Genomic DNA, 20,452 nt, shown 5'->3' with positions numbered 1-20,452 from the left:
GCAACAGGAGAGAGGTCATGGGGTTCTGGGAACGCTGGTCCGGGCTGCTGGGGGCGGTAAGTGCCAACCGCCCGGAGGCTGTGCGACTGCTACTGGCTAGAGGCGCCGATCCCGACATCCAGGAATACGAGAACGGACAGACCGCGCTGATGATGGCGGTGCGCAACCGCAATCCGGAACTGGTTCGATTGCTGCTCTCTGCCGGGGCAGACCCGGAGCTGGTTAATAAATCGGGAAAGAGCGCCAGAGATCTGGCGCTGGCCGCAAGTGCCGGGGAGGGGGAGCCCATGCAGCAGGTAATCAATGCCCTGGGCTGTGAGCCCGCAGTTGTGCAGAAGCGCTGATCGTTGGCAGTTCCCTACCGCCATAAAAAAGCCGGCCCTTGTGGGGCCGGCGAGCAGAGGTCTAACGCTTGGATTCTTGCTGTTACGGATTCTTGATGTAGGCGTTCTTGCGCAGGTAGAACCACCAGTTAACCACCAGACACACCGCATAGAACACTGCGAACCCGTACATGGCCACTTCTGGAGTGCCGGCCTGGATCTCCTGGCCCATCACGCGAGGGGCGATGAAGGCGCCGTAAGCGGCGATTGCTGAGGTCCAGCCCAGTACCGGGCCCTTCTGCTGCTGGTTGAAGATAAAACCAATGCTGCGGAAGGTGGAGCCATTGCCAATACCGCTGGCGGCGAACATCACAATGAACAGGATCAGGAACAGGGCAAAATAGCTGTTCGGATCAGTTGAGTTGTAGGCCAGCATCATTACGTAGCCGGTGGCGACCGAAGCGACAACCATCACCACCGAGATGATCTGGGTAACGATGGAACCGCCCATCTTGTCGGAAATCCAGCCGCCGACCGGACGAATCAGGGCGCCAACGAACGGCCCCATCCAGGCCCAGGTCAGAGCGCTGGGCGCCTCCGGATTGACTACACGAGTCATGGTACCGTCGGCGCCTACTTCCATCATGTTGCCGAAGATGACGCTGATGGACAGCGGCAGGGCGGCAGAAAAGCCGATGAAAGAACCGAAAGTCAGAATGTAAAGCACGGTCATGGACCAGGTGTGCTTGTTGCTGAAAATGGCAAACTGGTTCTTGATGTTGGGCTTGATGTCACCGGGGATCAGTCTGAGCAGCACCACGGTCAGCACAATGGTGATGGGCAGGGCCAGCCACATATTCATGACTGACAGGGCCCAGACGCCGGCGATAGAGGTCAGCAGGCCAACGCCATAGAGACCAAGAATCTTACCGAAGGCAGATATCGGGCTGCCGGGATTTGGAGTCACCACCTTGAGGTTGTTCATGCCGAACCAGCCCGCGAAGGCCAGCGGAATCAGAAAGACCAGCCAGATGAAGCCGGCGTTCTGGATCCAGGTGTCGGTGCCGGCCTCAATACGGCCGATCAGGGTGCCGCTGGGGCTTTGCAGTTGCATGGGGTCACCGGCAAGAGCGCCGAACACGCCGACGGTCATTACCAGTGGAATCAGAATTTGCATGGTGGTCACGCCGAAGTTACCCAGGCCGGCGTTCATGCCCAGACCGTAACCCTGTTTGCTCTTCGGATAGAATGCACTGATGTTGCTCATGGAGCAGGCAAAGTTACCGCCGCCAATACCGGACAGCAGTGCCAGCGCCTGGAACACGATGAACGGTGTATCCGGGTTCATCAGGGCGACACCGGTGCCTAAGGCCGGGATCATCAGCAAGGCCGTGGTCAGAAAAACGGTATTGCGACCGCCGGCAATCTTGATCATGAATGAGGCCGGAATTCGCAGGGTGGCACCAGACAAACCGGCAATGGCAGTCAGCGTGAACAGCTGTTCAACGGTGAAAGAAAAACCCAGGTTTTTCATCTGGGTGGTGATCATTCCCCACATCAGCCAGATGGCGAATCCCATCAGCAGGCTGGGGATGGAAATCCACAGGTTGCGGGAGGCGACTTTCTTGCCCTCCCGCTCCCAGAACTCCTCACTTTCGACATCCCAGTGTTCAATGTCGGCGTTGGTTTTTGCCATGGTTAAGCTCCTCGTTTCTTTGACCCGGAGCCACCGGAATCAGTGGCTGTCACGGCGTTGGAGTCATTTTGCAAACGAGGCGGGTATTTCAATCCTGATAAATATCAAGGAAGGTTCTCGGTAAGATGGTCTCGCAATTCGGCTCTTTTTCTGAAAGGCTTGGTCGCTTTTAAAAACCTTTTAAAACATAAAGTTATGTTGGTGGTATGCCGTAGGTAGTAGTTGCCTTTCGAGTTGGCGCAGTGGAGGTAGCCAATCATTTCCGGGGGTTATTGCGGGCGGTATGGGGCTTTTGAGCACCGGGATAGAGGGCCAGTACCTGGCCGGCGACGCCTGCAAAGGTCAGGGTCCAGCAGCCGGCGGAGAACCACAGCAGAACGGGTTGTGAGTAAGGCGTGTCCCCCGCCAGGTAGCGGCTGATGGCGGCGGCTGCGACCAGTATCGCGATGGCGATAACCTGCCATGCTGGCGGAAATGTCCGGTGTGCCCGCTGCCAGGCCAGGCGAAGCATCACGCTCCCCGACAGCGTCCCCAGCGCTCCAACAACAATCAGGTGTAATGCGGGCAGAACCGGATGCCCGGTCAGCAGGCGTGCGCCTGCGAACGCCGCACCGATGGCCAGCCACAGATAGCCAAGGGCCAGCACCAGCAGGTCGGGCCGGTTGCTACAGTGCCAGAGCTTCCATCGGGCGATCCGGATAACCACCAGCGCACTGGCTGAGACAAGAAGAAGTCCGGCCAGCTGTTCGGTGGCACTGAACAGCATTAACGTCATGGCGATCGGCAGGACGACCAGCAGTGCTCCTTCTATGTGCGGTTGTACCCTCGCTTCCAGGGGAATGCCCCGCTTTTCCAGCGTGCCGGCCACGGCCGGCGCAATAATCCTTCCGCCCATAAAAGTCATCAGTAATAGCAGGCCCAGGATGGTGGTTTGCAGCAGGCGGCGGGTGTCTGGCAAAGGCAGGCCGGCTTGTGTCAGAAAGTAGACCAAAGCCATCAGGCAGAGCACGAGAATCAGCGGTCCGGCAATTTTGTTGCGCCATTTCTTGGCAGCCTGAAACCGTGGCACCACGTGCCATGCCAGTAGCAATGCAAAAGCCGGGCTGAGCAGCTGGGCGACCAGAGTGTCTGGTGCCAGCAGCCAGGCTAGCCGGCCCGCTAACCAGAGCCCAAAGAGCGGAACCAGTACGCGCCAGGGTTGAGGCCCAAGTGTGTAACCGGCGATCAGTGCCAGGGCGAAACCAAAAATCAGCTCATGGCCATGGCCGGCGCCAATCAGCCCGGGTGGCCAGCCGGAGCCGGATAGCACCGCATATATCGACAGCGGAACCACCGCGGCGGCCCAGAGCGATGCCGCCGGAAAGAACAACCAGAACGTATGGATGGGCTTCAGGGGCCTGGTGGTCATCGTCCGCTCTCCGGCAGGTGGGGGGAGACTTGCTCAAGGTCATCTGGCGACCTTGAAGCCGTTGTGGTGCTCCACTAAAAGTGAGATTAAGAAAGCATGATACAGGTGGATACCATGACAATGACACAACTCCTGCCCCTGCCGTTCTCCGCGAATGGTGTCTGGCGCGAACTCAAGGGAATGAACCTCTCCATCCCGTTTCTGGCCTGGGTGATTGTGGTGCCCATGTCTTTTCTGCCACCGGTGTTGTTGTATTACGCGGGAACTCACTACGGTGACAGTTTCATTAACGGGTTTGCGGATAAGGAATGGCGTTTTATAACCACCATTCTGTTTCTGGCAGAGCTGTTGACCTTCTTCGTAATGGGGTGGCTGATCAAGGCGGTACTTGATGGTCATCAGCTACAGATTGAGTACCCGGATGCTTACCTGCTGGCCGCCATTGCACCACTGCCGCTGTGGCTGTCATCCCTGGCGCTGCTGGTTCCGGTGCTGGCGGTGAGTGTAATCGCTGTGTTTGCCGGTATGTTTCTGTCCTGTGCGCTTATCTATCAGGGAGTTCGTTCCTTGTGCCAGCGCACAGATAACGATGTGGTGGCCATGTCGGCCACTTACACAGTGATGGCCGCCTCGCTGACGGCCTGGGGTGTCCTGATGGCGATGGTCTGGGCGTTCTAGACGCTGTGTGGCAATACGCCAAAATAAATGGCGCTGAAGTGACAGGCGCTGCCGCCAATCACGAACAGGTGCCAGATCGCGTGCATGTAAGGAATGCGGTCGGCCAGGTAAAACGCAACGCCGGCGGTATAGACAATGCCGCCGGCGATGGTCAGTTGCAGGGCCGTTTCACTGAGGTTGGCCACCAGGTCGGATGACGCGAAGGTGATCAGCCAGCCCATGGCAATGTAGATACCTACCCGTGCGAGCTTGAAGCGGTTTTTGAAGATCACCTTCAGTACCACGCCGGTCAGCGCCAGGGACCAGATGACGGCAAACAGGGTCCAGCCGGTGGTGCCGCGCATGTTGACCAGCAGAAAGGGTGTGTAGGTACCGGCAATCAGCAGGAAAATGGCGCAGTGATCCAGGGTCTTGAAGGCCGTTTTCAGGCGCGGATGGCGGGCGCCGTGGTAGAGCGCGGACGCCATGTACAACAGAATCAGTGAGGCACCGAATACGCTGAAACTGACAATCTTCCAGACATCCCCCAGTTGGCTGGCGCCTGCGATCAGGGCGACCGTCCCTACCACACTCAGCAGGGCTCCAATACCGTGGGTGGCGCTGTTAATCCACTCTTCTATCCTGTGATGAACGGAATCTGGCTGGCTGTGCGTCATGGTTTGGATAATTGCCTTATGGGGAAATTGCGATTCAACGAAAGTATAGGGTATTTCAGCGTACAAGTGTACGCAAATCGTGGCCCATGAACATTCTGTGACTTCGTTCAGAAAAACTGAAAGACCTGCCGGAAAACTTCCGTTTTTGTCTTGCCGACAGTGCAGTTAGGCTTTGAATCATTGAACGCACACACAGGAGATTGTTGCGATGGCGAAAATTCTTGTTCTTTATTACTCCATGTACGGTCACATCGAGACCATGGCCAATACCGTGGCCGAAGGCGCTCGCGGTGTGAATGGGGCCGATGTTGTTGTCAAGCGTGTTCCGGAGACCATGGCCGATGAAGCCTTTTTGAATGCCGGTGGCAAGGCCGATCAGGGCGCCCCGGTGGCGGACCCGAAAGAACTGGCAGACTACGACGCCATTATCTTCGGTACCCCGACACGCTTCGGCAACATGGCCGGCCAGATGCGTACGTTCCTGGACCAGACCGGTGGCCTCTGGGCTGAGGGCAAGCTCCATGGCAAGGTCGGCAGCGTCTTCACCTCCACCGGCACCGGCGGTGGTCAGGAACAGACTATTACCTCCTTCTGGACCACTCTTGCTCATCACGGCATGGTGCTGGTGCCGCTGGGTTACGGCATACCGGAATTCTTCGATATTTCAGAAGTGAACGGCGGCACGCCCTATGGCGCCTCGACCATTGCCGGCGGTGATGGCAGTCGGCAGCCCAGTGAGAAAGAACTGGCCATTGCCCGTTTCCAGGGCAAGCACGTGGCGGAACTGGCGATCAAGCTGCACGGTTAATCGAAGCAGGACCTTAACTCAGGTATTGGCGGCGGACGAAGTTCCGCCGCTTTTTTATGGGTTCTTGCTCTGGTTGGCAAAGGCGGTCTTGAGGCGGGAGAAGGTGGCGGGCACCACACCCAGCCAGGAAGCGAGCTGGTTGTCCGGCACCCGCTTGACCAGCTCCGGATATTCCTCCAGCAGCAGCTGGTAGCGTTCCCGGGCCGACATGGTGTGTTTTCGGTATTCCCGCATGCTCGTCAGTTCTGCGATTTCCTCTGTCAGTACCAGGGCAAACTTGTGCCATTGGCCATCGCCGTAGCTTTGGATGGCCGAACGGAACGCCGAAAAATCAGCTACCCACAGGGTGGCAGGCAGAACACTGGTCAGGCATAAGGTATTGCGAACCGTGCGGCTGCGACCAAAGACCGGCCAGATCAGGTCACCCTCTGAAAAGAAATGATGGACGGCGACCTTGCCGGCCGGAGATTCCCGGAATAACCGGAGGATACCGTACTGAACCAGATAGACATTGGCCCAGGGGCGGTCGTGCTTTTCCAGCGGGGTTTCCGGGTCTACCCGTTGTTGCTTAAACAGGCTGGCAAGATGATTGAGAAACCGGGCCTCCGGGTTATCCCGATTTTCGTTCAGGCAGATACCAAAGGCGTGGCTCAGGCCATTCAGTAGTGCCACTTCGGCAGGTGCGACATTGTAATGAATCAGATCATCACTGTCGCTACCCAGCAGGCATGGTGCGGAGGCCACGGGCGGCCTGAAACTGCTGTTCATATCTTGACCCCGGCTGCATTAGCTTAGGTCAATTATCCTACCATGAAAGCTACATTCTAAATGACTTAAACCATTAAGCCTGTGTTACTCAGTCGATAAGGCCAGACTGGATACTAGTGACTGGTGCCTTCCTCGTAATGAATTTTGTTCCAGACGTTGTACTTGCCGGACGGCTTGTTCATCGGAATGCGTTTTTCCTCTTCCAGGGTGTCTGCGTCATAGACAATGATGGCGCCATCATTATCCCAGATGCTCAGCAGCAGCTTCTCGCCATGGCGGTCGAATTCCACGTGCGCGGCCACTTTTCCCGGCTCCGGCTGAAGAGTTTTGACGATCTCCAGGGTCTGCTTGTCGATAATGTGCACCTTGTCAGCGTTGGGGCCGAAGAACACATCTGCCCAGGCGTAACGGGAATTTTCGTGACTGCGCATGAAAAAACCGGGACCTTCGGTTTTCAGAGTCTTGATCACTTCCCAGGTGTCCATGTCGATAATGGAGATGGCGCCGGCCCGGAAGTGGGGAGTGGCCATGACCCGGCGGCCCTCATACTCCCAGGTAATGCCAGATCCGAGGTGAGGCATGCCAGGCAGCGGTAGTTCGGCGGTGGTTTTACCGGTATCCAGGTCGATTACCACGCCGTGCGTGCCGTCGCGGGCGGCGCCGATCAGGTGCTGGTAGCCCGGGTCGAAGAAGAAGTCGTCCAGCAGGGTGTCGGTGGCCATTCGGCGCACCTTTGCCTCGCGGTTTTCGACGGTGATTTCCCAGGCTTCGGGAATGTCTTTCAGGGCAGCAATAAAGCTGCTTCTGGGTGGTGCGGCGTAGACGGCGCTTACCCGGGAGCTCTCTCCGGTATCGTTTTCAACGGGGATAAAATCCAGCATCTCCAGATTGGCGGCGTCGAACAGCACCATGGAGTGGGGCAGGTAGTTTGCTGCCAGCACATAGTTGCCGTCAGCGGAAACTGCGATGTTGCGCATGTTGATGCCGGCGCGAACTTCGGCCACCACTTTCAGGTTGTAGATATCGTATTTGGTAATCCAGCCATCCCGGGAGCCAAAGTACACATAACGGCCGTCAGGGCTGTATTTGGGGCCGCCGTGCAGGGCGAAGCGGCTGGGGAAGCGGTGGATGGGCTCCATTTTGTCGCCATCGAGCAGGGTGACATGGTGGTCGCCGATTTCCACGACCAGGAACAGGTTCATCAGGTCCGCCTCAAACACCGGCTCATCCGGCAGTGAGCCCTGGGGGTGGCTGACTTCCCGGCTGCTGCGGATTTCCGCCTCACCCCATTTCAGCTCATGGCTCGGGGGCTGATAGATGAAGTCGGTCAGGGCCGCGATCTGCTGGTCGTTGAGGATGGTTTTATAGCCTGCCATCTGAGTGGCCGGTCGTCCCTCCCGGATGACCTGCTCGGCCTCGGCTTTTTTCAGCCGGCCCAGGTTCTCCGGCAGCAGCGCAGGGCCCATACCACCGAGTCTGTCCGGGCCGTGGCAGGCCGCGCATTGCTGCAGGTAGAGGGTCTCTGTGTTCTGGCTGCTGGCCTGTTCGGCCAGGGCCGGGCCTGTGATCAGGGCGCCAGCGATCAGCAGGATGGTGTTCAGGTTTGCTCGGGCTTGGTTCAGGTTCACCAGCTACAGCTCCCGGTTGGTCAGATAACGTTTTGAGTTCAGGCGGGCCGTTGGCCGGCGGTGACGGCAGGCTCGGTCAGGGCGCTGTTCCATCCTGCCTGGGCCGGGCGGGCCAGCTTGTCCGCCAGTTGCACCACCTCGCCCACAATAATCAGGGTGGGTGGCTGGAAGTCTTCCCGATCAATGGTGTCTACCAGGTCTTTCAGGGTGGTGACTGTCATGTGTTGCAGTGGTGTGGTGCCGCGTTCCACCAGAGCCACCGGGCAGTTTTCTGAAAGGCCGTGGGCCGTCAGCTCGCGAACAATGGTCGGTGCATTGTGCAGGCCCATGTAGAACACCCGGGTCTGCCCCGGTGCGGCCAGTACCGGCCAGTTGAGTTCCAGAGTCTGGTCAGCCTTACGGTGACCGGTGACGAAGGTCACGCTCTGGGAATAATCCCGGTGGGTCAGCGGAATGCCGCAGTAAGAGGCGCAGCCCGCCGCAGAGGTAATGCCAGGCACCACCTGGAAATCGATGTCATTGTCCACCAGGAACTCGGCTTCTTCTCCGCCGCGGCCAAAAATATATGGATCGCCGCCTTTCAGGCGCACTACCCGCCGCTGTTTCATGGCCAGTTGCACCAGCAGTTCGTTGGTTTCTTCCTGGGGTACGTAGTGGCACCCGCTGGCCTTGCCCACATGAATGCGTTCAGCACGGGGGTTCACCAGTTCCATGATTTGCGGGGAAACCAGGCGATCATAAACAACGGCATCGGCCTGCTGAATCAGCATCAGCGCGCGCAGCGTGAGTAGCCCGGGGTCACCCGGCCCGGCACCGACAATAGCAACTTCTCCCGGCCGCAGAGGTTGTTCCGCAAGCTGGAACTCCACCAGGCATTTTTTTCGCGGGTTTGTGGTCATGGCGCGTTCCTTAAAGATTGTGAACCGGGATTTCGATCACCGGAGCGGCGACCCGTCGGGGGGTGTTATCAACTACCCCGATTTCCTCGTTGGTGAGATAGCAGCCCGGATCTTCCTCCCAGAAGTCGCCAGACACGTTGTAAGCCCGTACCCGGGTGTTGCCGTTGCAGATATTCAGGTATTTGCAGTCCGCGCAGCGCCCTTTTACCGGGCGCGGATGCTGGCGGAAGCCCTGCATCAGCGGATCGGTGGTTTCCGACCAGATCTTCGAAAACGGGGTTTCCCGCACGTTGCCCAGGTTGTGATCCCACCAGAAGGTATCCGGGTGCACCACGCCGAGATTGTCGATATTTGAGATATTGACGCCAGAGGAGTTGCCGCCCCAGTTGGTCAGCCGCTGGGTGAGGGCGTCGACCTGGTCCGGGTAATGCTCTTTGGCCCACTCAATCAGGAAGGGACCATCAGCATCGTTGTTGCCGGTGACGTACTCCCGCTCGATACCGCGCTTGAGTTCGTCGTGGCAGTGGTTGAACAGAAGGTTCATGGCATCGCGGGTCATGTCGTACCAGGCATCCCGCTTCTTGTTGCGGCCGCCCCGGCCGGAGTAGTTCAGGTGCGACAGGTAGAACTTGTCGATCTGGTGCTCGTCCAGCATCTCCAGCATGGCCGGCAACTCGGGATAGTTATCCTGGGTCAGGGTGAAGCGCAGGCCCACCTTGATGCCGGCTTGCTTGCACAGGGCTACGGCGTGCATGGACTCTTTGAAGGCGCCTTTTTTCTGGCGGAATTCGTCGTGGGTGGCTTCCAGACCGTCGATACTGATGCCCACGTAGTCGTAGCCCACCTCGGCGATTTTGCCGATGTTGTCTTCGGTAATCAGAGTGCCGTTTGTGGACAAGCCTACATAGAAACCCATGGCTTTGGCCCGGTGGGAAATATCAAAGATGTCCGGGCGCATCAGCGGTTCGCCGCCGGAGAGGATGAGTACCGGCACGCCGAAGGCTTTGAGGTCGTCCATTACCTTGTAGACTTCCTGGGTGGTGAGTTCGCCTTTGAAGTCGATGTCCGCTGAAATCGAATAGCAGTGTTTGCAGGTAAGGTTGCAACGGCGAATCAGGTTCCAGATCACCACCGGGCCGCTGGGTTTGGGGACCGGGCGCACCGGTGCCGGGTTCATCAGGCTCTTGATGTAGCGGGTCATGCGAAACATAGTTTTTCTCTCTCATCGGGAGTGGCTTTCTTGCCTCTCCGGGCGGGCCTTTACCGGCTCTCTGCCCTTCTAACTATCCCCCTGCGGGCGCTGGGTATCCATACCTTTGATGGAGTACTTCAGGAGGTACGTGCTACTGCTTATCTGTTTGTTTTTTCAGTCGTAATCCTGTTTTTTTCAGGATGGCGGAACTGTACAGGATGGTGTGTCCGGTGCAGGCGTCGCCGAGCACCTCGCGGATTTGGGCTGCCTTGTGCTCGACTTCCTCGCGGCTGATACCATGCACCATGGCAAAGAGGTTGAAGCTCCAGTAGGGCAGGTGTCTTGGTCGGCGGTAGCAGTGGCTGACAAAGGGCAGGCAGCCGACTTTCTCGCCGAGTTGGGCGATTGCATCATCCCGGACATCCCACACGGTCATGCCATTGAACCGGTACCCGAGTTTGTAGTGATCCGGTACCGCCGCGACTCTCCGGATGACCCCGGCTTCCTGCATTCGTTGAAAACGCGACAGCACCTCGTCTGCGGGCATGTCGAGCTGTTTTCCCAGTTCGGCCCAAGGATCGGAAACCAGCGGTAATCCGGATTGGGTGGCAACGATGAGTTCACGATCCCGGTTACTCAGCACCGGGTCAGACTTCAAAGTGAAGGTGGACATGGAACTCCTGCTCCTTGGGCATGTTGTAGACCGGGTAGCCCGTAAGTGACTCAATCCGCTTGATGGTTTCGTCAATGCCTTCCGGTGTTTCCGTGGCCAGAACAAACCACATGTTCAACTCATGCTCGCGGCGGTAGTTGTGGGCTACCTCGGGGAAGCTGTTCACCTGCTCGGTCACATTGGCGAAATTTTGTTCCGGAATGCGCATGGCCGCGAGCGTCAGGCCGCCGCCCATTTCGCCGGCATGAAACATGGGGCCAAAACGAGTCAGAGTCCCGTTGTCCAGCAATGCCTGGAGGTGCTTCAGCAGAGTTACTTCTGATACGCCCAATTCATCGGCCACGTCTTTGTAGGGGGTTCGCGTAAGTGGCAGGCCGTATTGCAGGCGGTTGATGATGGCACGCTCCAGGGGCGTGAATTCGGGTAGTACAGGCTTGTGGTCTGATGGCTTTGAACGCTCAGCAATTGCTGACATAACGGCCTCCGCGCTGCAGGTAGGCTTTGTTGCTGAACAGGATGGCGTGATCCACATTGCTCAACTCGTGTTGCTCAATCAGACCAGCGAGCTGATTCAGAACCCGTTCGCGACTGACGCCGTGAATCATGCAGAACAGGTTGTAGGGCCAGTCTGGCAGGCGTCTTGGGCGCTGGTAACAGAGGGTGACACAAGCGGCGGCTGCCATGGCATTGCCGAGCGTCGAAACCCGATCGTCCGGTACGTTCCAGACCACCATGGCGTTAGCCCGATAGCCCAGGGTGCGATGCTTGACCACCAGTCCCAGGCGTTTGATCAGGCCCTGCTGCTGCCACTGGCTGACAGCGTTCATAACCTGTTGTTCGGACAGCCCGGTGCGCTCGGCCAGGGTCTGATAGGGGCGAGGTGTCAGGGGGAGGCCGTTTTCCAGCTGCTCGCGTAACCTCAGCAGGCCCCAGGCACTCATTGATTCGGTATCAAACAGGTAGCTGTAGTTCGGGCCGGTGGCTGGCAGGTTCATGGTAATGCCTCCCAGTCGATGTCAAAGCCCAGGTCGATATGATAACCCTCGACCATTGGCAGTCTCAGCATTGGCAGCTTCAACTGGTGTTCCAGTTCGTCCAGCCGTTCCTCCAGGGTGTCTTCATCCGGAGCGGTCATCACGAACCAGAGGTTGTAGGTGTGCTCCCGGGCGTAGTTATGATTTACGCCCGGGGCACGGTTGATCCGGGCCGCCACCAGATCCATCTGTTCTTCTGGCGCGGCCACGGCAGCCAGCAGGCTGGCGCCTGCCTGGCTGTGTTCGAAAACCGGTCCGACCCGGCTGAGCACCTGCTGTTCCTGCAGGGCAGACAGTCTCTGGATAACCTCCTCCTCGGTCAGGCCCAGTGCCCGGGCCATTTCCTCGTAGGGGCGTTCGCAGACCGGCAGGTTACGCTGGTAACTGTCGATCATTTGTCTGTCTGCCGCATCCAGTCTCATCAGATTGCTCCTCCGGGCCGGGGCCGGGATCAGTACACGTCGTGCTGGGTGTTGTAAGTGTTGAACTTACCGGTCGGGGTAACCAGATAGTCACCCTTGATCACCTTCTTCAGCTTGCGTGTCTTGTCGTCAACCACAACGATGGCAGATTTCTTGTCCTGGGCATTCCAGACAGAGAACCACACTTCATCGCCCGCCTTGTTGTATTCCGGCTGAACCACACGCTTGGGACCCTCGCCCAGATCAGCCCAGTCGGCAATCGGCAGCACCTCATAGCCGGCATCAAAGTTGTTGATGTCGAAGACGGCGACGCTCTGGCTCACGGCTTCCGCCGGATTCAGGGCAGTGTCTACCCACAGGTTCTTGGACTTCGGATGGGTCTTCACGAACAGTGAGCCACCACCCTGGCCATCCACCGTGCGAACCACTTTCCAGGCTTTGTCCGGGTGACCTTCGGGGTCAGTACCGATCATCTGGATGGTCTGATCACCCAGGTGAGAAGTCGCCCAGACAGGGCCATGCTCGGGGTCAACGAAGTTGGCGCCACGTCCCGGGTGCGGAATCTTGCCAACATCAACGATCGCCTCCAGGTTACGATCCTGGGCATCCACAACCGCAATCTTGTTGGAGTTGTTGGCCGCCGTCAGGAAGTAACGCATGCTGGCATCCCAGCCGCCGTCGTGCAGGTACTCCGCGGCATCAATGGAGGTGATGTTCATGTTCTCCATGTCTTCGTAGTTCACCAGCATGATCTTGCCGGTTTCTTTCACGTTGACGATGAATTCCGGGTAGGCGTGGGAAGCAACAATGGCAGCCACCCGTGGCTCAGGATGGTATTCCTGGGTGCTCACGGTCATACCCCGGGTGCTCACGATCTTCTTGGGCTCCAGGGTATCGCCGTCCATGATCACGAACTGCGGCGGCCAGTAGGTGCCGGCAATGGCGAGCTTGTCTTCCCAGCCCTTGTACTTGGAGGTTTCGACAGAGCGCGCTTCCATGCCGACCTTGATCTTGGCTACGGTCTGCGGTTCTTCCATCCACAGATCGATCATATTGATCAGGGCGTCACGACCGATAACCAGCACGTAGCGGCCGGAAGCCGACATCCGTGAGATGTGCACCGCGTAGCCGGTGTCGATGATCTTCACGACTTCCTTGGAATCACCGTCAATCAGGGCAATCTGGCCTGCATCACGCAGGGTGACGCTGAACAGGTTTTCCAGGTCCAGATCGTTCATCTGTTTCTTGGGGCGATCCTCAGGTGGCACGATCACTTCCCAGGTTTCCTTCATGTCAGCCAGGCTGAATTCGGGAGGCTGTGGCGGTTCGTGCATGATGTACTTGGCCATCAGTTCCACGGTTTCTTCATCGAAGTCACCGGACGTCAGCCAGTTCGGCATGCCGGCCGGGGAGCCGTAACTGATAAACGCCTTGAGGTAGTCGATACCGCGCTCCTGGGTGATGTCCGGAGTCAGCGGTTTACCAGTGGCGCCTTTACGCAGTACGCCGTGACAGCCGGCGCAGCGCTGGAAGTAGATCTGCTTCGCTTTCTCGAATTCTGCATCGGTCAGATCCGGCGCACCGGGGGAGCGAACAATTTTGGCAGATTCCGCATCTACTGCACTGGGGGTGCCTTCATAGGCCATGGTGGACTTGTCAGGGTCTTTCGGGGCTGCCTGTGCGTTCATTACGCCCAACGACGTAATGGCCACTGCCAGTGCCAGCGGCTTGATCATCGGTTTGGTTACTCTCATCAGGTTCTCTCCTTGGGGTTCAAGAGTACTCCTAGGTTTCTCTTGTTATGGCTTATGAACCTTGATTAATGTCAGAAAGATGCTGGTTTTCAAGAGAGTACCTCGCAGGTGGTAGATGGCGTATGCCTAAAGATCACTGGATACCTGCCAAAAATTTAATCAATATCAAGGCCATGAAATTGTTGGGATTGCAGCATGACTGTGATCCTTCAGGAGAGCGCTGATGAAACGGTCCGCACTGGGCGTATGCTGGCAAGTGGGTGTATTGGCTACCGCACTGATGCTGTCGGCAGGCGCCGTTGCCGGGGCACCGGAAACCGAGGATGAGTTGGCCAATTTTGTCATTCAGGATTGTGGCTCCTGCCATGGTCTGAAACTGAAAGGTGGCCTTGGCCCGCCCTTACGGCCTGAGGATATCGAAGCCCTGCCAGAGACAGCCGTTGCCGCCATCATTCGGGAGGGCGTTCCCGGTACGGCCATGCCACCCTGGAAAGCTCTGCTGAGCGACCAGGAAATTGCCTGGATCAGCAGGCAGCTGAAATCCGGCGCCTTGATTGCTCCCGAAGTCGATTCTTCCCGAAGCCGATAACCGAAGGACCCACGATGAAACGTCTGTTTGCACCGATTGCACTGATCATCGCCGCCACCGTGACCACCGGCTGCCAATCCCTGTCGGCACCTCCGCCTGTTGAGCTTCGCGGCACAGGTGACCTGGGTTTGATCATCGAACGGGCCACAGGCTCGGTATTGGTGGTGGACCACTCCGAACACGAAATCCTGGGCCGGGTAGAAGGGCTGGGAGATTTGTCTCACGCTTCAGTGGTGTACTCGCGGGATGCCCGATACGGTTATGTCTTTGGTCGTGATGGCGGGCTCACCAAAGTCGACCTGCTCACCCGCACGGTAACTGACCGGGTGATCCAGTCCGGTAACAGCATCGGCGGGGCTATTTCGCAGGACGGCCGTTACGTGGCGGTATCCAATTACGAGCCCGGCGGCGTGAACATTTTCGACAGTGAGACCCTGGATATCGTGGCGGAAATCCCGGCGTTTTACACCAACGCCCAGGGCGAGAAGGATCAGTCCAAGACGGTGGGCCTGGTGGATGCCCCGGGCAACCAGTTTGTGTTCAGCTTGTTCGAGGCCGGTGAAATCTGGACCGTGGATATGCACAGTAATCCGCCCGGCATATCCCGCCATGAGGCCGGCAAAGAACCCTACGACGCCCTTATCACTCCCGATGGCCGCTTCTACATTGCCGGCCTGTTCGGGGAAGACGGCTTGTCGATGGTGGATCTGTGGGAGCCGGCACAGGGCGCACAGACCATTCTGCCGGATTACGGCAAGGGTGAGCAGCGCCTGCCTGTGTACAAGATGCCGCATCTGGAAGGCTGGGCCATCGCAGACGGTTATGCCTTTGTGCCGGCCGTCGGTCGCCACGAAGTACTGGTGGCGGAGATGGAAGATTGGAGCATGGTGCAGCGCATACCGGTGCAGGGTCAGCCGGTGTTTGTGATGGCCAGTCCGGACAACCGCCAGATCTGGGTCAGCTTTGCCCACCCGAAGAACGATGTGGTGCAGGTGATTGATTCCCGCACCCGGGAAATCATTCGCACCCTGGAGCCGGGCAAGTCCGTGTTGCACATGGAATTCACCCCGCGTGGCGAGGAAGTCTGGGTATCTTCCCGGGACAGTGATCGGGTGACCGTCTATAACACCCGTACTCTTGAAGAGGTGGCTACCCTGCCGGCGCGGAAGCCATCCGGCATCTTCTTTACCAACCGGGCGCATCAGCTGGGTCTTTGAGATGAAACCAGCGATCGGCACCTGGCTGTTTCTGATGCTGGCCAGTAACGCAGGCGCGGCTCTGGAATACGGTTCCGTGCGGGTTGAGGTGATGACGGAGGCGCGTTCAACCACGGTCGCCAGTTATCGGTTGCAGCGATATCTCGAGGCCCGGGACTGTGAGGCCGAGCTGCTGTTCAATCGGGCCGGCGACAGTGACCTGGTTTACCGTCCCGATGGTTCTGATAACCGGCGTGTGCTGGACGCCGTCAATGCCTTTGGCAACTACCCCGTTCCGGTCTGGGTAACCCGTAAAACGGCTGGGGTGCGGTTGCTGGAAGAACTGGATGGCCGGGATGTGTCTGTGGTCGCTGGAAGCGATCCGGTATCCGGTCGTCTGGCTTTGCGAGCTTTGGCCTCTGTGGGTGTAACCCCGAAACCGGGCCAGCGATACGAAGCGGGGGATTTCAACTCAGCCCTGGGTTTGTTGCTGCACAACAACACCCATGCGTCGGTCTCTGAACTTGGGCTGGTCACGCCGTTTCTGGAATCCCAGGGCCTTGCCATCACCTGGCAGGGCGAGCCGGTCCGTGGTGCTGGCTGGTATACCAACGCTAAAACAGACAGCGCGAATCCTGAATTGCAGCCGTGTCTGAAGGCATTGCTGCAGCTGAAGCGCAGCGACGATCGCCAGATATTCAATCTTTTTCCGGAATGGGTGCACGGCTTTGCCACGCCCGATTCCCAGCCATAAAAGGAAGCTGTTTATGACCTTCTACCAACCCGCCGGCAATGAAGTCGAACTGTTCACCGCCGCCGCCGAAAACGGTCTGCCGGTACTGATCAAAGGCCCCACCGGTTGTGGTAAAACCCGCTTCGTCCGTTACATGGCGGAGAAGCTTGGTCGACCGGTCTATACCGTTGCCTGCCACGATGACCTTACCGCCTCTGATCTGGTTGGCCGGCACCTGATCGGTCCGGACGGCACCTATTGGCAGGATGGCCCGCTGACCCGGGCGGTGCGGGAAGGCGGAATCTGCTACCTTGATGAGGTGGTGGAAGCACGAAAGGATACCACGGTGGTACTGCACCCGCTGGCGGACGACCGCCGGGAGTTACCCATCGAGCGCACCGGAGAGCTGCTGAAAGCCGCCCCCGGATTCATGCTGGTGGTGTCCTACAATCCGGGTTACCAGAGCCTGCTGAAGGGCATGAAGCCCAGTACCCGGCAGCGGTTCGTCTCCATGAGCTTCGATTACCCGACGCCGGATGTGGAGCAGACCATCGTGCAGGAGGAGTCCGGTTGCGATGCCGACCTGGCGAAGCAGCTGGTGGGGCTGGCAACCTCGTTGCGTAAGTTGAAAGACCACGACCTGGAAGAAGCAGCGTCGACTCGCCTGCTGATTCACACCGCATACCTGATCGCATCCGGTATGCCCCACATCGAGGCCTGCCGGGCCGGGATGATTGAGCCGCTGTCGGATGATGCGGTGACTGTGAATGCACTGATGGAGGTGGTGTATGCCGTATTCGGGCAGTCCGAAGACTGAACCGCCCGGGGCGATTGCTCCGGTTATCTGGTATTTGCTGAACCTGCTGGCGTTGCCGATTATCGGCTTCGTTGTCTTGCTGACGATTGCCATGAAGTCCGGTGATGCGCATGCGTTGCGGCGGGCCCATAGCAAGGCGGCGGTTTATATGTCGATTCTGGGGGCGGTGCTGATCAGTTCGGGGGTTGCTGTTTGCTGGTTTATTTACGGCAACACCGGTTTGTTCTGGACTTACGCAATCGTCTGGGCAGTGGTGCTGCACACGTCGTTCGTACTCTGGGGAATGATTTCCCTGGCTCAGGCAATCGGCAACAAGCCGCCTATGTTTCCGCGGCGATTGTTGTAACTTGAGGTTTGGTGCAAGGCAGGGTCGGGTAGGTCCTTCCAAAAAACGCTCCTTGCGGCACATCCATGTGGCGCTTTTGTTCCGCCATCCATGGCTCCACAAATTTTTGGAAGGACCTACCCGACCCCGCCGTTCGATCCTTCTCACGGGATTCCGCAGCGTGTGCTATTAGCCTGCCAGGTGAATTCCTGCCAGAACCGAGACAACGACAACCGCCCAGCCCTGAGCTGCCATACGCCAGCCCCAGGGGGCATGTTTCATTTCCATAAAGTGATCAACGAGTAAAACCGCTTTTACGATCACCAGCCCAAACACCAGCCAGACCAAAACCGACATGTCCGCACCGGCCTGCAAGGCCAAAACTGGCGTCATCGTACAGATCATCAGCGCGATATAGACCACTAGCATCAGAAAGTCTCCTCAGGCCAGGACATAGAGCATCGGGAACAGCACCAGCCACACCAGGTCGACCATGTGCCAGTAGGAGGCGCCGGACTCCATGCCGTTCATGTCGTCGCCGTTGTAGTCGCCTTTTTTCACCTTTATCGCCAGCACCACGAGGATGATCTGGCCCAGCACCACGTGCATGAAGTGGAAAAACGTGAGGAAGAAATAGAACATGAAGAAGGTGTCGGTGCCCAGGTTGTAGCCGTTGGCGTAAAGGTCCGCATATTCCCAGAGCTTGCCGAAGGTGTAGATGGACGACGCGGCGATGGCGGCCCAGAGCAGGGCGGTTGTGCCGGTTTTCCGGTTGCGCAGGCGATGAACGGACAGGGCGACCAGGTAGCTGGCGGTGATCAGGCCAACGGTGTTGATCAGTCCGGTCCAGGGGTGCAGGGCGTCCTTGCCGGCGGAGAAGGTGGCCGGGTCCATGCTTCGGGCCACGCCGTAGCCGATGAACAGGATGCCGAACACGGCCAGTTCCGCGAAGATGAAAAACCATACCGCGATATCACCGGGCAGATGCCGTCTGTGGGCGGCGTGAGCATCAGCCATTGCGTTCTCCGTTAACGGGTCAGGTTCATGTATAGCTTGGGTAGTTGACCGGGCAGTTGGGTCGGGTCTTTGATCACCACGAAGTTGCTGCTGCCGAACACGTAGGGCAGGTATTCGTTGGCTTCTTCGTCGATGGTCACGCAGAACGGTGTCAGCCCTGCCTTGTGGGCCTCCTGTACGGCCATGCGGGTGTCTTCCACGCCGTAGCGACCTTCGTACAGGTCCAGGTCGTTGGGTTTGCCGTCGGTCAGCAGAAGCAGGATTTTCTGGTGCTCTGGCCGGGTCTGTAGCAGTTTTATGGACTGACGGATGGCGGCGCCCATACGGGTGTAGTAGCCCGGTTCCAGGGCCTGGATACGGCCTCTTGTGGTGTCGTTGTAAGGCTCGTCGAAACTCTTGATGTGGTGGAAGCGAATGTGGTCCCGCCGTCTGGAGGAGAAGGCAAACAGGGCAAACGGATCACGGCTGGCGGTGAGAGCTTCGCTCAGCAGTTGCAGGCCATCCCGGGCAATGTCGATCACCCGCTGGTGGTTATTGATGTAGGTATCGGTCGACAGCGAAATATCCGTAAGCACCAGGCAGGCGAGGTCCCGCTGGTTCTGCTTGCACTGGCGGAACAGCTTCTGATCCACTTCGCCAATGCCGCGTTTGTGCTGCACCATGCGTTCCAGGCATGCGTCCAGGTCCAGCTCTTCCCCTTCCAGCTGCCGGCGTTCCCACTGGCGCAGAGGTTTCAGCGCACTGAACTGGCGGCGCAGGGTCCTGGCGGAGCGATTCAGGTGCTCTGGCAGCGGCGACGGCGTGGCGTCTTTGCTGAGCAGTGGCTGCAGGCAGCAGAATTTTGCCCGGTAATCCTGGCGGCGCCAGTCCCATTCCGGCAGATGAATGCCCGGGCCCAAATGCAGGTCGTCGTTTTCTTCCGAGGGCAGATCCAGGTCGAACTTGATGGCGGAAGAGGCTTCGCGACGGTCCTGGGAGACGGAAATCATGTCCATGTCGTCGGCCACGGTGTCGGCGTCTTCTTCTTCGCTGTCATCGCCGGCGCGGTCGATGGGAATGAATTCAGACCAGGAAAACAGGCTTTCCAGTCGAAACAGCATCAGCCCCTGATCCTTGTCGAACGCGTCCACGCGTTCGGCACGTCTGCGTTTCCGTTTTTTAGCCAGGCCACCGGATTTGGACATGGTGTTGTCGTCGCCAATGATCTGGCCTTTGAGTTTGCCCCGGCCCAGCACCGGGTAGAGCCAGAGTACTACCGGCCATGGGTCGGTCAGGGCTTCTGGCAGGTCGTCTACGCTGCCCGGGTGAATCAGGGCCTGACGAATGGCCGCCTCGCGCTTGGCTTCGTTGCCACGCAGGCTGTCTGGTTCTGGGCGCCACTGCAGCGTGTGTTTTACCAGCCGCTGGTACATGGGCTCCAGGCCCGGCCAGCGGCTCAGCAGTTCCTGCACCATGGCCTGATTGCCGTGCAGCCAGCTGTGATGGTGGATTTCGCCGAGTGAAGCCAGAGCCGCCAGCCACAGGTACAGCTCCCGGTTCACTTTGCGGGATGGGAACAGGGCCAGTCTGTCTGGCAGGCGCAGGCTTTCTTCATCGCGCCAGGCCAGTTCAAATTTGCGGTGGGTGCCGGCCAGCTTTTGCAGGAATCGCCGGCGAATCTGGAAATGCCGGGGCTCAGCAGTCACCAGACTCAGCGCAGGGTCTCCGCCCATGGCCCGGAACATGACACCGAGTGTGCGGGCTTCGTCTTTCAGATGCACGGCATACTCGGGGAATTCGCCCATGGCCTGGCGGGTTACGTAGTCGTGCCATTTCAGTCCGACCCACTCTTCCATC

23 protein-coding genes are annotated in these 20,452 nt (G+C 58.4%); 8 read left to right on the top strand and 15 right to left on the bottom strand.

What is annotated here, in order from left to right; genetic code table 11:
- The first annotated feature begins 17 nt into the window (after nt 1-17).
- Nucleotides 18-344: an ankyrin repeat domain-containing protein gene (locus Q674_RS28625; protein WP_023008613.1), complete on the top strand. Its 327-nt coding sequence runs from the start codon at nt 18-20 to the stop codon at nt 342-344.
- Nucleotides 345-426: 82 nt separating this feature from the next.
- On the opposite strand, the gene Q674_RS28620 is transcribed toward Q674_RS28625, so the two are convergent.
- Both Q674_RS28620 and Q674_RS28615 read right to left on the bottom strand, forming a co-directional pair.
- The gene (locus Q674_RS28620; RefSeq protein ID WP_023008612.1) at nt 427-2,019 is read right to left on the bottom strand and encodes an antiporter; all 1,593 of its coding nucleotides are present in this window, start codon (nt 2,017-2,019) and stop codon (nt 427-429) included.
- Nucleotides 2,020-2,275: 256 nt separating this feature from the next.
- A complete protein-coding gene (locus tag Q674_RS28615) occupies nt 2,276-3,427 on the bottom strand; it encodes an NnrS family protein (protein ID WP_023008611.1) in 1,152 nt (383 codons plus the stop codon).
- A gap of 114 nt (nt 3,428-3,541) precedes the next feature.
- On the opposite strand from Q674_RS28615, the gene Q674_RS28610 reads away from it, so the two are divergent.
- The gene (locus Q674_RS28610; RefSeq protein ID WP_023008610.1) at nt 3,542-4,105 is read left to right on the top strand and encodes a YIP1 family protein; all 564 of its coding nucleotides are present in this window, start codon (nt 3,542-3,544) and stop codon (nt 4,103-4,105) included.
- On the opposite strand, the gene trhA is transcribed toward Q674_RS28610, so the two are convergent.
- Entirely contained in the window at nt 4,102-4,761 is a 660-nt protein-coding gene (trhA, locus tag Q674_RS28605) for a PAQR family membrane homeostasis protein TrhA (RefSeq protein ID WP_023008609.1), read from the bottom strand. The genes Q674_RS28610 and trhA overlap by 4 nt on opposite strands.
- 208 nt (nt 4,762-4,969) lie before the next feature.
- Here trhA and wrbA point away from each other — a divergent pair, with 208 nt between their 5' ends.
- Complete coding sequence (wrbA, locus tag Q674_RS28600; protein WP_014422496.1) at nt 4,970-5,569, top strand: NAD(P)H:quinone oxidoreductase; 600 nt, start codon at nt 4,970-4,972, stop codon at nt 5,567-5,569.
- Between the two features lie 54 nt (nt 5,570-5,623).
- Here wrbA and Q674_RS28595 read toward each other — a convergent pair whose 3' ends face one another.
- From Q674_RS28595 to Q674_RS28555, 9 genes are all read right to left on the bottom strand, one after another.
- On the bottom strand, nt 5,624-6,337 hold the full coding sequence (locus Q674_RS28595) for a Crp/Fnr family transcriptional regulator (RefSeq protein WP_023008608.1): 714 nt from the start codon (nt 6,335-6,337) through the stop codon (nt 5,624-5,626).
- A 113-nt stretch (nt 6,338-6,450) separates the two neighbouring features.
- Entirely contained in the window at nt 6,451-7,965 is a 1,515-nt protein-coding gene (locus tag Q674_RS28590; protein ID WP_023008607.1) for a cytochrome D1 domain-containing protein, read from the bottom strand.
- A 38-nt stretch (nt 7,966-8,003) separates the two neighbouring features.
- Nucleotides 8,004-8,864 carry a uroporphyrinogen-III C-methyltransferase gene (cobA, locus tag Q674_RS28585; RefSeq protein ID WP_022990816.1) on the bottom strand — a complete coding sequence of 287 codons (861 nt, stop codon included), beginning with the start codon at nt 8,862-8,864 and terminating at the stop codon, nt 8,004-8,006.
- A 10-nt stretch (nt 8,865-8,874) separates the two neighbouring features.
- The gene (gene nirJ, locus Q674_RS28580) at nt 8,875-10,074 is read right to left on the bottom strand and encodes a heme d1 biosynthesis radical SAM protein NirJ (RefSeq protein WP_023008606.1); all 1,200 of its coding nucleotides are present in this window, start codon (nt 10,072-10,074) and stop codon (nt 8,875-8,877) included.
- A gap of 133 nt (nt 10,075-10,207) precedes the next feature.
- Complete coding sequence (locus tag Q674_RS28575) at nt 10,208-10,729, bottom strand: Lrp/AsnC family transcriptional regulator (RefSeq protein WP_023008605.1); 522 nt, start codon at nt 10,727-10,729, stop codon at nt 10,208-10,210.
- On the bottom strand, nt 10,704-11,204 hold the full coding sequence (locus Q674_RS28570; RefSeq protein ID WP_023008604.1) for an Lrp/AsnC family transcriptional regulator: 501 nt from the start codon (nt 11,202-11,204) through the stop codon (nt 10,704-10,706). Before Q674_RS28570 ends, Q674_RS28575 begins: the two co-directional genes overlap by 26 nt.
- Nucleotides 11,188-11,724, bottom strand: a complete 537-nt coding sequence (locus tag Q674_RS28565) for an Lrp/AsnC family transcriptional regulator (protein ID WP_023008603.1) — start codon at nt 11,722-11,724, stop codon at nt 11,188-11,190. The genes Q674_RS28570 and Q674_RS28565 overlap by 17 nt, the downstream gene beginning before the upstream one ends.
- Nucleotides 11,721-12,185: an AsnC family transcriptional regulator gene (locus tag Q674_RS28560; RefSeq protein ID WP_014422488.1), complete on the bottom strand. Its 465-nt coding sequence runs from the start codon at nt 12,183-12,185 to the stop codon at nt 11,721-11,723. The genes Q674_RS28565 and Q674_RS28560 overlap by 4 nt, the downstream gene beginning before the upstream one ends.
- A 29-nt stretch (nt 12,186-12,214) precedes the next feature.
- Nucleotides 12,215-13,939: a nitrite reductase gene (locus tag Q674_RS28555; RefSeq protein WP_023008602.1), complete on the bottom strand. Its 1,725-nt coding sequence runs from the start codon at nt 13,937-13,939 to the stop codon at nt 12,215-12,217.
- Nucleotides 13,940-14,162: 223 nt separating this feature from the next.
- Between Q674_RS28555 and Q674_RS28550 the strand changes: the two genes are divergently transcribed.
- From Q674_RS28550 to Q674_RS28530, 5 genes are read left to right on the top strand one after another with little or no spacing between them, the layout of a single operon-like run.
- Nucleotides 14,163-14,528, top strand: coding sequence for a c-type cytochrome (locus tag Q674_RS28550; protein WP_023008601.1), 366 nt, complete (start codon nt 14,163-14,165; stop codon nt 14,526-14,528).
- Between the two features lie 14 nt (nt 14,529-14,542).
- Nucleotides 14,543-15,745 carry a cytochrome D1 domain-containing protein gene (locus Q674_RS28545; RefSeq protein ID WP_023008600.1) on the top strand — a complete coding sequence of 401 codons (1,203 nt, stop codon included), beginning with the start codon at nt 14,543-14,545 and terminating at the stop codon, nt 15,743-15,745.
- Between the two features lies 1 nt (nt 15,746).
- Nucleotides 15,747-16,478 carry a hypothetical protein gene (locus Q674_RS28540; protein ID WP_023008599.1) on the top strand — a complete coding sequence of 244 codons (732 nt, stop codon included), beginning with the start codon at nt 15,747-15,749 and terminating at the stop codon, nt 16,476-16,478.
- A 13-nt stretch (nt 16,479-16,491) separates the two neighbouring features.
- Nucleotides 16,492-17,274 carry a CbbQ/NirQ/NorQ/GpvN family protein gene (locus Q674_RS28535; protein ID WP_022990826.1) on the top strand — a complete coding sequence of 261 codons (783 nt, stop codon included), beginning with the start codon at nt 16,492-16,494 and terminating at the stop codon, nt 17,272-17,274.
- Complete coding sequence (locus tag Q674_RS28530; protein WP_023008598.1) at nt 17,246-17,620, top strand: hypothetical protein; 375 nt, start codon at nt 17,246-17,248, stop codon at nt 17,618-17,620. Before Q674_RS28535 ends, Q674_RS28530 begins: the two co-directional genes overlap by 29 nt.
- A gap of 168 nt (nt 17,621-17,788) precedes the next feature.
- Here the strand turns inward: Q674_RS28530 and Q674_RS28525 are convergent, their stop codons facing one another.
- Genes Q674_RS28525 through Q674_RS28515 form a run of 3 tightly spaced genes read right to left on the bottom strand, consistent with a single transcriptional unit; the run spans nt 17,789 to nt 20,451 of the window.
- Nucleotides 17,789-18,028, bottom strand: coding sequence for a cytochrome C oxidase subunit IV family protein (locus Q674_RS28525; protein ID WP_011786561.1), 240 nt, complete (start codon nt 18,026-18,028; stop codon nt 17,789-17,791).
- Between the two features lie 12 nt (nt 18,029-18,040).
- Complete coding sequence (locus tag Q674_RS28520) at nt 18,041-18,616, bottom strand: cytochrome c oxidase subunit 3 (RefSeq protein ID WP_023008597.1); 576 nt, start codon at nt 18,614-18,616, stop codon at nt 18,041-18,043.
- 11 nt (nt 18,617-18,627) lie between these two features.
- Nucleotides 18,628-20,451 (bottom strand): nitric oxide reductase activation protein NorD, encoded by a 1,824-nt coding sequence (locus Q674_RS28515; RefSeq protein WP_023008596.1) that lies wholly within the window; start codon nt 20,449-20,451, stop codon nt 18,628-18,630.
- Nucleotide 20,452: the final 1 nt, after the last annotated feature.

Source organism: Marinobacter sp. EVN1 (assembly GCF_000475375.1).
Classification (GTDB): Bacteria; Pseudomonadota; Gammaproteobacteria; order Pseudomonadales; family Oleiphilaceae; genus Marinobacter; species Marinobacter nauticus.
The sequence above is the reverse complement of the archived record's forward strand: the minus strand, read 5'-3'. Positions and strand labels throughout refer to the sequence as shown.